The organism is Pseudomonas sp. NFACC25, from assembly GCF_900100935.1.
GTDB classification, from domain to species: Bacteria; Pseudomonadota; Gammaproteobacteria; order Pseudomonadales; family Pseudomonadaceae; genus Aquipseudomonas; species Aquipseudomonas marginalis.
Genome location: NZ_FMUC01000002.1, coordinates 19,709 through 30,645, shown reverse-complemented (window position 1 = coordinate 30,645; position 10,937 = coordinate 19,709). Strand labels below are relative to the sequence as shown.

10 protein-coding genes are annotated in these 10,937 nt (G+C 62.4%); 9 read left to right on the top strand and 1 reads right to left on the bottom strand.

Features of this window, described 5'->3' with window-relative positions; translation table 11 throughout:
* Window positions 1-85 precede the first annotated feature (85 nt).
* From BLQ09_RS04210 to BLQ09_RS04200, 3 genes are read left to right on the top strand one after another with little or no spacing between them, the layout of a single operon-like run.
* Entirely contained in the window at window positions 86-1,111 is a 1,026-nt protein-coding gene (locus tag BLQ09_RS04210; RefSeq protein ID WP_092355514.1) for an aminoglycoside phosphotransferase family protein, read from the top strand.
* Window positions 1,108-1,782, top strand: a complete 675-nt coding sequence (murU, locus tag BLQ09_RS04205; RefSeq protein ID WP_027605907.1) for an N-acetylmuramate alpha-1-phosphate uridylyltransferase MurU — start codon at window positions 1,108-1,110, stop codon at window positions 1,780-1,782. The genes BLQ09_RS04210 and murU overlap by 4 nt, the downstream gene beginning before the upstream one ends.
* A gap of 1 nt (window position 1,783) precedes the next feature.
* Complete coding sequence (locus BLQ09_RS04200) at window positions 1,784-2,551, top strand: TerB family tellurite resistance protein (RefSeq protein WP_027605906.1); 768 nt, start codon at window positions 1,784-1,786, stop codon at window positions 2,549-2,551.
* A 44-nt stretch (window positions 2,552-2,595) separates the two neighbouring features.
* Here BLQ09_RS04200 and BLQ09_RS04195 read toward each other — a convergent pair whose 3' ends face one another.
* On the bottom strand, window positions 2,596-3,570 hold the full coding sequence (locus tag BLQ09_RS04195) for an alpha/beta hydrolase family protein (protein WP_092355511.1): 975 nt from the start codon (window positions 3,568-3,570) through the stop codon (window positions 2,596-2,598).
* A gap of 77 nt (window positions 3,571-3,647) precedes the next feature.
* On the opposite strand from BLQ09_RS04195, the gene BLQ09_RS04190 reads away from it, so the two are divergent.
* The 6 genes from BLQ09_RS04190 (at window position 3,648) to BLQ09_RS04165 (ending at window position 10,892) form a co-directional block, all read left to right on the top strand.
* The gene (locus BLQ09_RS04190; protein WP_027605904.1) at window positions 3,648-5,642 is read left to right on the top strand and encodes a PAS domain-containing sensor histidine kinase; all 1,995 of its coding nucleotides are present in this window, start codon (window positions 3,648-3,650) and stop codon (window positions 5,640-5,642) included.
* An 18-nt stretch (window positions 5,643-5,660) separates the two neighbouring features.
* Window positions 5,661-6,290, top strand: coding sequence for a response regulator (locus tag BLQ09_RS04185; protein WP_027605903.1), 630 nt, complete (start codon window positions 5,661-5,663; stop codon window positions 6,288-6,290).
* Window positions 6,291-6,515: 225 nt separating this feature from the next.
* The gene (locus tag BLQ09_RS04180) at window positions 6,516-7,628 is read left to right on the top strand and encodes an ABC transporter ATP-binding protein (protein WP_027605902.1); all 1,113 of its coding nucleotides are present in this window, start codon (window positions 6,516-6,518) and stop codon (window positions 7,626-7,628) included.
* A gap of 43 nt (window positions 7,629-7,671) precedes the next feature.
* Window positions 7,672-8,712, top strand: a complete 1,041-nt coding sequence (locus tag BLQ09_RS04175; protein WP_027605901.1) for an ABC transporter substrate-binding protein — start codon at window positions 7,672-7,674, stop codon at window positions 8,710-8,712.
* Between the two features lie 95 nt (window positions 8,713-8,807).
* Window positions 8,808-10,055 carry an ABC transporter permease gene (locus tag BLQ09_RS04170; RefSeq protein ID WP_027605900.1) on the top strand — a complete coding sequence of 416 codons (1,248 nt, stop codon included), beginning with the start codon at window positions 8,808-8,810 and terminating at the stop codon, window positions 10,053-10,055.
* A 12-nt stretch (window positions 10,056-10,067) separates the two neighbouring features.
* Window positions 10,068-10,892, top strand: coding sequence for an ABC transporter permease (locus tag BLQ09_RS04165; RefSeq protein WP_017739612.1), 825 nt, complete (start codon window positions 10,068-10,070; stop codon window positions 10,890-10,892).
* The last annotated feature ends 45 nt before the right edge of the window (window positions 10,893-10,937 follow it).

Sequence of the window (10,937 nt, the reverse complement as noted above, 5' to 3'; positions counted from 1 at the left end):
CCGCACGCCTCTCGATGGTCTGAAAAAGATGCGTGATAATAAAGCATGACCCGCTTGACGGCTAGCGCCGTCGGAGACCCTTGTAATGCCCGAGCAAGATCTACGTTTACAGCAGCTGGAAGTCTGGCTGGATGAGCAGTTGCCGATCCTTTTCAACGCTCAAGGCTGGGGTGCCGTACCCCCGGCCACATTGACCGCGGCCAGCAGCGACGCGAGTTTCAGGCGCTATTTCCGTTGGGAAGGCGGCGGTCGGACTTTCGTGGTAATGGACGCGCCGCCCCCTCAGGAAAACTGCAAGCCTTTCGTCGATATCGCTTATTTGTTGTCGACGTCGGGAATAAATGTTCCAAAAATTTATGCACAAGACTTGCCGCGAGGCTTTCTTTTGCTCAATGACCTGGGCAGAAAAACCTACCTGGACGTGATAAACGACGAAAACGCCGATCAATTGTTTGCCGATGCCATTGACGCCTTGCTGGCTTATCAGCAGTTGCCGATGGACGCACCACTGCCCAGCTATGACGTCGCCTTGCTGCGCCGTGAACTCGAATTGTTTCCCGAATGGTACGTGCGCCGACACTTGGGTCTCGAGCTGGATACCCGGCAGCAGGCACTTTGGCAGCGTGTCAGCGATCACTTGATCGACAGCGCCCTGGCGCAACCCAAAGTGCTGGTGCACCGCGACTATATGCCACGCAACCTGATGATCAGCGAGCCTAACCCTGGCGTGCTGGATTTTCAGGACGCGGTGTATGGTCCGGTCACCTACGACATTACCTGCCTGTTCAAGGACGCCTTTCTCAGCTGGCCCCAGGCCCGTGTGCGGGAATGGCAGCGCGACTACTGGGAACGTGCGGGCCAGGCCGGCATTCCGGTACAGCCGGATTTCGAAGACTTCCTGCGCGCCAGCGACCTGATGGGCGTGCAGCGCCACCTCAAGGTCATCGGTATCTTTGCGCGCATCTGCCATCGCGACGGCAAGCCACGCTACCTGGCCGACGTACCGCGCTTCTTTGCTTATATAGAGGCGGTGCTGGCCGATCGCCCGGAGTTGAGCGAACTGGCTGAGTTACTGACCAGCCTGCGGCAGCCCGCAGAGGCCAGCGTATGAAGGCCATGATCCTGGCCGCCGGCAAAGGCGAGCGGATGCGTCCGCTCACCTTGCACACGCCCAAGCCGCTGGTGCAGGCCGGCGGCAAGCGCCTGATCGAGTACCACCTGGAGGCGCTGGCCAAGGCCGGCTTTACCGATGTGGTGATCAACCATGCCTGGCTCGGCCAGCAGATCGAGCGCTACCTGGGGGATGGCGCGCAGTTCGGCTTGCGTATCCGCTATTCCCCGGAGGGCGAACCGCTGGAAACCGGCGGCGGGATTTTCCAGGCGCTGCCGCTGCTGGGGGATGAGCCGTTCCTGGTGGTCAACGGCGATATCTGGACCGACTACGACTTCACCCGACTCAAGCAGCCGCTTAAGGGCCTGGCTCATCTGGTGATGGTCGACAACCCGGCACATCACCCCTCGGGCGGTGATTTCTACCTTGATCAGGGCTTGCTTCATGATGCGGCGCCCGGTGCCGATAACCTGACCTTCAGTGGCATTTCAGTGCTCGACCCCCGGCTGTTCGAGGGTTGCAGCGCCGGTGCCTTCAAGCTGGCGCCGCTGCTGCGTGCGGCCATGGCGAAAGGTTTGGTAACGGGGGAACACATGGCGGGACGCTGGATTGATGTCGGCACGCTGGAGCGCCTGGCGCACGTCGAAACCCTGCTGACAGCGGGGCAGTAGCATGTTGTGGCCAGGGACGCTGATCGGCGCCGGGGCTGGCTTTGCCATTGCCAGTATTCCGGGGGCCTTGTTGGGTGCGCTGTTGGGGCAGGCGCTGGATCGCCGCCTGCAACTGCACAGTTGGGCACAGTTGCGCGAGCGCTTGGGCGGGCGTCCGGCGTTACGCAATGACGAGTTATTGTTTGTGTTGCTCGGGCGCCTGGCCAAAAGCAACGGGCGTGTGGTAGACGGGCATATCCAGCAGGCGCGGCAGGAAATGCGCTCACTGGACATGACCGAGTCGGCCCAGCGCCGCGCGATTGCGGCGTTCAACCGCGGCAAATCCGGTTCCGACCGGGTACGCCGCTACCTGCGTGTGCTCAAGGCCCAGCCCCATGCGGCGGAAGGGGTGTTGCGGGCGTGCTGGCGGATGGTCTGGGCGGACGGCAAGGCGGATGCCGCCGAGCGCGACTTGATCGACCTGTGGGGGAAGTGGTTGGGCTGGACACCGCAACAGCTCCAGGCGTTGGCGGCCGACTACACACCTGAGCGCAAGCCGCTGGTCAATCGTGGCACGACCTACCAGGAAGCGTTGCGCTTGCTCGGCGTGACCGCTACCACCGAGCCGTCGGTCATCAAGCGTGCCTATCGCCGCCTGCTGAGCCGTCACCACCCGGACAAGGTGGCCGGCAGTGGCGCCAGCCCCGCGCAAGTGCGTGAGGCGACCGAGCGCACCCGTGAATTGCACAATGCCTATTCATTGATTCGCGAGCGCCGGGATTTTCGTTAGAGGCCAGTCTTTCACGGATAACCACATTGGTTCTGTGCTGATCCTCAGTCGGCGCTGGCCTGCGGGCTCAACCAGCCGCGAACCCGGCGATACAACTGTTCCTGCTCGGCGGCGCTGTTGCCGGGCAGGGTCTTCAATGACACCTGCTTATAGCCGTCATTCTTCAAGCGCTTCGCGGCCTGGGCGCGCGCCAGGGCGTTGTTGCGTGCTTGAGCGGTGTCTTGATAGAAGACGTCGGCCGTCGGCAGTTTCAGCGCCGGCGCCAGTTGTTGTACATCCGGATGACGCCCGGCAGGCGTCTGGGCGGCAACCATCACGAGCTTCTGCACCTGGGAGGGTTGTTTTTCAGTCAGGTAACGCGCCGCCCACCAGGCGCCAGTGCCATGGCCCACCAGCACCACCGTGCGTGCGCTCTGGGTCTGGGCAAAAGCCACGGCGGCATCGATGCGCGCGAAGATGCGCGAGGCGTCGGTCTTGTCCTGTTCGTCGGCACCCGGGACCACCGCCGGGTCGGTGCCTTCCGCCTCGGCGCTGGCGGCTTGCTCGATCGGCTTGTCGGCGGTGCTCGCGTCTTTACTGCTGGTGTCGACGGTGGCGTTGGGTGCTTCCATGACACGCGGTGGCAGGGTGTCCATGCTCACGTCCGGTAACGACAGGCTGAGGCTGCCCCAATTGGCATCCGGCAATTTACGTCGCAACGGGCCGATTGCTTGCGGCCAGTCAGCATTTTCGCCGGCGCCCGGTACGATAATCACCACGCCTTCGGGTTCGGCGCTGTTGGCCGGTTTCCACAGGGCAAGGAATGAATCACTGCCGGCCTGCAACTGTTGCTGCTCTTGCTGCGGGATTTTGCGTTCCAGGGCGCTGGCCTCTTCCTGGCTACGCTCGGGCAGGGGTTGGCGTTCGACGGGTTTTTCGGCAGCCGGTGCCGGTGCGTCTTCAGCCTGCACAGAAAAGGCACTGGTAAACAGCAGTGACAGGCACAATGCTGGCAGTGCCGAACGGTTTCGATAGGACATCGTTGATTTCCGGCCAGAAGTGATTCCAGCAGCCTAATGGGTTGGTCAGTATTTGTCAGTGATGTGAGACGTGGATCATGGGTTTTCGCTGTCTGCTGGTTATCGGCTGTTTGTGCCTTGCCTTGATGGCAAACGCCTCCCCCGCGCCCGCCACACCGCAGGCGCAGCTGAATGCGCCGCAGCGCGAATGGCTGGCCCGGCACCCGGAGTTGCGGGTGGGCGTGGTGTTGCAGGCGCCTTACGCGCAATACGACCGACGCCTGCAGCGCTTGTCCGGGGCGAATGTCGAGTTGATGCAGTGGCTGGCCAAGGCGCTGAATATCGAGCTGACCTGGCGCAACTTCCCTGATCAGGAGCAGTTGGAGGCGGCCGTACGCGATGACGAGGTAGACATTGCCCCTGGCCTGCAGCAAACCCCGGCCGGTTTGCGCCTGTGGCAGTTCACCGACCCGTATATGCGTGTGCCTCAACACATTGTCGGCATCCGCGAGGGCGGTGGTGCCGTGGAGCTGGAGAAGCTCGACGGTCAATCCCGGGTTGCCGTGCGCATGCCCAGCGCCGTGGCCGATTACCTGCGCAGTACCTATCCCGGCCTCAACCTGCAAGGCGTGCCCATGGAGCGCCAGGCCTTGCAACTGTTGGTCAGCCAGCAGGCGCGTTATGCCGTGGTGGATGAAGCGCAATTAAGCCGCTTGTCTGCAGAGGCCGAGTTCAGCGGGCTGGCGGTGGTCGGGGACATCGGCCTGCCGCAATTGCTGCGGGTCGCCACGCGCCGGGATTGGCCGGAACTGGCCGGCATCATGGAAAGTGCCCTGAGCGCGATCCCGGCCCGCGACCTGGATCAACTGCACAGTCGCTGGCTGCAACCCAAATACCCACGTTTATCCGAATCCAAAGGCCTTTGGCAGAACCTCAGCCTGCTGCTCGGCCTGTTGCTGCTCGCCAGCCTGGCCGTGGTGTTCTGGCAGCGCCGCCAGCAACGTGTGCTGGAGCATGGCTTGCTGGCCGCCCGCGAAGAAAGCGCCGCCCGTGCCGCCGGTGCCGAAGCGTTGCGCTTGACGCAGTTCTCCATCGACCAGAGCACCGTCGGCATCCTGTGGGTCAACTGGGACAGCCACGTGCGCTACGCCAATCGTGCGGCCGAGAGCATGCTGGGTTACGAGCCCGGTGCACTGATCGAACGGCCGCTGGTCGACCTCGACCCGACCCTGGATATGGACCGCTGGCTCAATTTGTGGAAGCGCGCACGGGCCAGCGAGGAGGGGCCGCAGAATTTCGCCACCGATTGTTTGCGCGCCGATGGCAGCATCCTGCCGGCCAACGTGTCCTTGAGCTTTGTGCGATTTGCCGAGGCTGAATACCTGGTTGTCTACCTGAACGATGTCACCGAACTGCGCCGCACCCTGGCCGCCTTGATGCAAAGTGAAGCGCAACTGCGCGAGTTGTCCGCTCACCTGGAAACCGTGCGCGAAGAAGAAAAGGCGCGCATCGCCCGGGAAGTTCACGACGAACTCGGGCAAATGCTCACGGTGCTCAAGCTGGAAACCTCCATGTGCGAGCTGTCCTATGCGCAACTGGATCCTGGCCTGCACGAGCGCTTGAACAGCATGAAGCGCCTGATCGCCCAACTGTTCCAGTTGGTGCGGGACGTGGCGACGGCGCTGCGCCCGCCGATTCTCGACGCCGGGATTGCCTCGGCGATTGAATGGCAAGCCCGGCGTTTCGAAGCGCGCACGCAGATTCCCTGCCTGGTGCAGGTACCGGATAACCTGCCGACCTTGAGCGATGCCAAGGCCATCGGCCTGTTCCGTATCCTGCAAGAGGCGCTGACCAATGTGATGCGCCATGCCCAGGCGCATACTGTCGAACTGACCCTGGCGGTGGAAGGCACCGACCTGCGGCTGACCATCAGCGACGATGGCGTCGGTTTCGTCCAGGCCCAGGGGCGCCCGGTATCGTTTGGCCTGGTGGGGATGCGCGAGCGCGTGCTGATCATGGGCGGGCAACTGAGCCTGGACAGTCAATTGGGCGAGGGCACCACCCTGAGTGTCACCGTTCCGTTGGATGCATAACGATAAGAGGAAGCCCTTGTGATCCGTGTACTGGTAGCCGAAGACCACACCATCGTTCGTGAAGGCATCAAGCAATTGATCGGCCTGGCCAAGGACCTGCTGGTGGTGGGGGAGGCGAGTAATGGCGAGCAGTTGCTCGAGACCTTGCGCCATGTGCCTTGCGAGGTGGTGTTGCTGGACATCTCGATGCCAGGCGTGAATGGCCTGGAAGCGATTGCGCGCATTCGTGCGCTGAGCAATCCGCCGGCGATCCTGGTGCTGTCGATGCACGATGAGGCGCAAATGGCCGCCCGCGCCTTGAAGGTGGGCGCTGCGGGCTACGCCACCAAGGACAGCGACCCGGCGCTGCTGCTGATGGCGATTCGCAAGGTCGCCGCCGGCGGGCGTTACATCGACCCGGACCTGGCGGACCGCATGGTCTTCGAGGTCGGCCTGACGGATTCAAGGCCCTTGCATTCGCTGCTGTCCGAGCGTGAATTTTCGGTGTTCGAGCGCCTGGCCCAGGGCGCCAACGTCAATGACATCGCCCAGCAACTGGCGTTGAGCAGCAAGACCATCAGCACCCACAAGGCGCGGCTGATGCAAAAGCTCAATATCACCTCCCTGGCGGAGCTGGTGAAGTACGCCATGGAGCACAAGCTCCTCTAACCACATACCCAATAACGACAACCCCAAAACACCGCCGAACCCATTCTTGCCGCGTGCAGCTCGCCTCTTGCCGCTGCCCTGTCCCATCCCCGCCATCCGTGTAGGGCGATCCCTACCCCAAACCTTCCATCCGGCTGATGCCATTCTCTCCTGGCCCCCGATTTCCGGGGGCTCGCGCCTGGACTACGCTTGTGCCACAGCAGTCCAAAATACAAAGGTGCGGGTATGAGCGAGGTGGATTCAAATGATGTGCTGGTCAGCTTTCGTGGCGTGCAGAAGAGCTACGACGGCGAGAACCTGATCGTCAAAGACCTCAACCTGGAGATTCGCAAGGGCGAGTTCCTCACCCTGCTCGGGCCTTCCGGTTCGGGCAAGACCACCAGCCTGATGATGCTGGCCGGCTTCGAAACGCCGACCGCCGGTGAAATCCAGCTGGCCGGACGCTCGATCAACAACGTGCCGCCGCACAAGCGCGACATCGGCATGGTGTTCCAGAACTACGCGCTGTTCCCGCACATGACCGTTGCCGAGAACCTCGCGTTCCCGCTGTCGGTGCGGGGCTTGAGCAAGACCGATATCAGCGAGCGGGTCAAACGCGTGCTGAGCATGGTCCAGCTCGATGCCTTCGCCCAGCGCTACCCGGCGCAACTGTCCGGCGGCCAGCAACAGCGCGTGGCCTTGGCCCGGGCGCTGGTGTTCGAGCCGCAACTGGTGCTGATGGACGAACCCCTCGGCGCCCTCGACAAGCAACTGCGCGAACACATGCAGATGGAGATCAAGCACCTGCACCAGCGCCTCGGCGTGACCGTGGTGTACGTGACCCATGACCAGGGCGAAGCCTTGACCATGTCCGACCGCGTGGCGGTGTTCCACCAGGGCGAGATCCAGCAGATCGCCGCGCCACGTACCTTGTATGAAGAGCCGAAGAACACCTTCGTCGCCAACTTCATCGGTGAAAATAACCGCCTCAATGGTCGCCTGCACAGCCACACCGGCGAGCGCTGCGTGGTGGAGTTGGCGCGCGGCGAGAAGGTCGAGGCGCTGGCGGTGAACGTCGGCCAGATCGGCGGCCCGGTGACCCTGTCGGTGCGCCCTGAGCGTGTCAGCCTCAATGGCTCCAGCGAAAGCTGCGTCAACCGTTTCTCCGGGCGGGTGGCGGAATTCATCTACCTGGGCGACCACGTGCGCGTGCGCCTGGAAGTCTGCGGCAAGACCGATTTTTTTGTGAAACAACCGATCGCCGAGCTGGACCCGGCGTTGGCGGTCGGCGACGTGGTACCGATTGGCTGGCAAGTCGAGCACGTTCGCGCACTCGACCCACTTCTAGAGGCGAATTGATCGCCCCATGGCTTCACCAACCCTGCACGTGGAGAGAACAACAATGTTGAGATCCCTGAAGTATTCCGTCCTGGCCCTGAGCTTGATGGGCGCGACACAGGCCATGGCTGGCCCGGACCTGACCGTCGTGTCCTTTGGCGGTGCGAACAAGGCTGCACAGGTCAAGGCTTTCTATGCACCTTGGGAAAGCGCGGGCAACGGCAAGATCGTCGCCGGCGAGTACAACGGTGAGATGGCCAAGGTCAAAGCCATGGTCGACACCAAGAGCGTGTCCTGGGACCTGGTGGAAGTGGAGTCGCCGGAACTGTCCCGTGGCTGTGATGAAGACATGTTCGAGCCGCTGGACCCGAAACTGTTTGGCAACACCGCCGACTACGTGAAGGGCGCGATCCAGCCGTGCGGCGTGGGCTTCTTCGTATGGTCGACCGTTCTGGCCTACAACGCGGACAAACTGGCTTCTGCGCCAACCAGTTGGGCGGATTTCTGGGACACCAAGAAATTCCCGGGCAAGCGCGGCCTGCGCAAGGGCGCCAAGTACACCCTGGAATTCGCCTTGATGGCCGACGGTGTTGCACCGAAGGACGTGTACAAAGTGCTGGCCGGCAAAGATGGCCAGGACCGTGCGTTCAAGAAACTCGACGAACTCAAGCCCTCGATCCAATGGTGGGAAGCCGGCGCACAACCGCCGCAATACCTTGCCTCGGGTGACGTAGTGATGAGCTCGGCCTACAACGGCCGCATCGCCGCGGTGCAAAAAGAAAGCAACCTGAAAGTGGTGTGGAACGGCGGCATCTACGACTTCGACGCGTGGGCCATCCCTAAAGGCCTGTCCAAGGAACGTGCCGAAGCGGCGAAGAAATTCATCGCCTTCTCGGTGCAGCCGCAGCAGCAGAAGACCTACTCGGAAAACATCGCCTACGGCCCGGCCAACACCCAAGCCGTACCGTTGCTGGCCAAGGACATCCTCAAGGATATGCCGACTACGCCGGAAAACATCGCCAACCAGGTGCAGATCGACGTGAGCTTCTGGGCGGATAACGGCGAGCAGTTGGAGCAGCGCTTCAACTCCTGGGCTGCCAAGTAACACTGCATAACCCTGGGGGAGGGGGCTTGCCCCCTCCCACAAGGGATTTCTTGTGTGTGAAAGATTGCATTCATTTTCAAGATTCGGAGTCAGCCATGGCCATCGCCGTTCCCTCAAACGAGGTCAACAGCCCCACCCTCAAGCAGCGCCTGGCGCGTGCCGAGCGGCTCAATCGCTGGAAGGCCCAGGCCTTGATTGCGCCGCTGGTGCTGTTTTTGCTGCTGGTGTTCCTGGTGCCGATTGTTGCGCTGCTGTTTAAAAGCGTCGGCAACCCGGAAGTGGTGGGCGGTCTGCCGCGTACCGTGGTGGCGGTGACGGCCTGGGACGGTCGTGGTCTGCCGGGTGAGCCGGTGTACCAGGCCCTCAGTGAAGACCTGGGCGAGGCGCGCAAAAACCAGACCCTGGGTGATCTGTCCAAACGCTTGAACATGGAACTGGCCGGCTATCGCAGCCTGCTGACCAAAACCGCGCGGGCGCTGCCGTTTACCGAAGCGCCCGGCTCTTATAAAGAAGCGCTGGAAAACCTCGACGAACGCTGGGGCGACCCGGCGTACTGGCAGGCGATCCGGCGCAATACCAGCAGCCTGACACCGTTCTACCTGCTGGCGGCCGTCGATCACCGCATCGACGACCTCGGCGAAGTGGCCCCGGCCACCCCGGACCAGGCGATTTACCTGGACATCTTCGCCCGCACCTTCTGGATGGGCCTGGTGATCACCGCCATCTGCCTGCTGCTGGCTTATCCGCTGGCGTACTTGCTGGCCAACCTGCCGGCGCGCAAAAGTAACCTGCTGATGATTCTGGTGTTGCTGCCGTTCTGGACCTCGATCCTGGTGCGGGTGGCGGCGTGGATCGTGCTGCTGCAATCCGGCGGGCTGATCAACAGTGCGCTGATGGGCATGGGCCTGATCGACAAACCCCTGGAGCTGGTGTTCAACCGCACCGGGGTCTACATCTCCATGGTGCATATCCTGCTGCCGTTCATGATTTTGCCGATCTACAGCGTGATGAAAGGCATTTCGCCCACCTACATGCGTGCGGCGATCTCCCTGGGCTGTCACCCGTTCGCCAGCTTCTGGCGCGTGTACTTCCCACAGACGTACGCCGGTGTCGGCGCCGGCTGCCTGCTGGTGTTCATCCTGGCGATCGGTTACTACATCACCCCGGCACTGCTGGGCAGCCCGAACGACCAGATGGTCAGCTACTTCGTGGCTTTCTACACCAACACCAGCATCAACTGGGGCATGGCGACGGCGTTGGGCGGCTTGCTGCTGCTGGCGACCGTGGTGCTGTACCTGATCTACAACCGGCTGGTGGGCGCCAGCCGCCTGCGCCTGAGCTGAGGAGACCTTGCGATGCTGAGTCCTTATATGTCACCGGTGGAGCGGGTGTGGTTCTACAGCTTGCGGATCCTCTGCGGCTTGATCCTGTTGTTCCTGATCTTGCCTGTGCTGGTGATCATCCCGCTGTCGTTCAACAGCGGCAGTTTCCTGGTGTACCCGTTGCAAGGCTTCTCGCTGCACTGGTACCAGGATTTCTTCGCCTCGGCGGAATGGATGCGTGCGTTGAAGAACAGCATCATCGTCGCCCCGGCCGCCACGGTATTGGCCATGGTGTTCGGCACCCTGGCGGCGATCGGCCTGACCCGTGGGAATTTTCCCGGCAAGGCGTTGGTGATGGCCCTGGTGATTTCGCCGATGGTGGTGCCGGTGGTGATTATCGGTGTGGCCAGCTACCTGTTTTTTGCGCCATTGGGGCTGGGTAACAGTTTCTTCTCGCTGATCGTGGTGCATGCGGTGCTTGGGGTGCCGTTTGTGATCATCACCGTGTCGGCGACCTTGCAGGGTTTCAACCATAATCTGGTACGGGCCGCGGCCAGCCTGGGGGCCTCGCCCTTGACGGCGTTTCGCCGGGTAACCTTGCCGTTGATTGCACCTGGGGTGATCTCCGGCGCGCTGTTTGCCTTCGCGACGTCGTTCGATGAGGTGGTGGTGACCCTGTTTCTCGCCGGCCCCGAGCAAGCGACCCTGCCGCGCCAGATGTTCAGCGGCATCCGCGAAAACCTCAGCCCGACGATTGCGGCGGCGGCGACCTTGCTGATCGCCTTCTCGGTGTTGCTGTTGCTGACCCTGGAGTGGCTGCGTGGGCGTAGCGAGAAACTGCGCACGGCCCAGGTCTAAAGCCCAGCACAGCCCCCTCCCACAGGGGGGCTGTGACCATTCAGC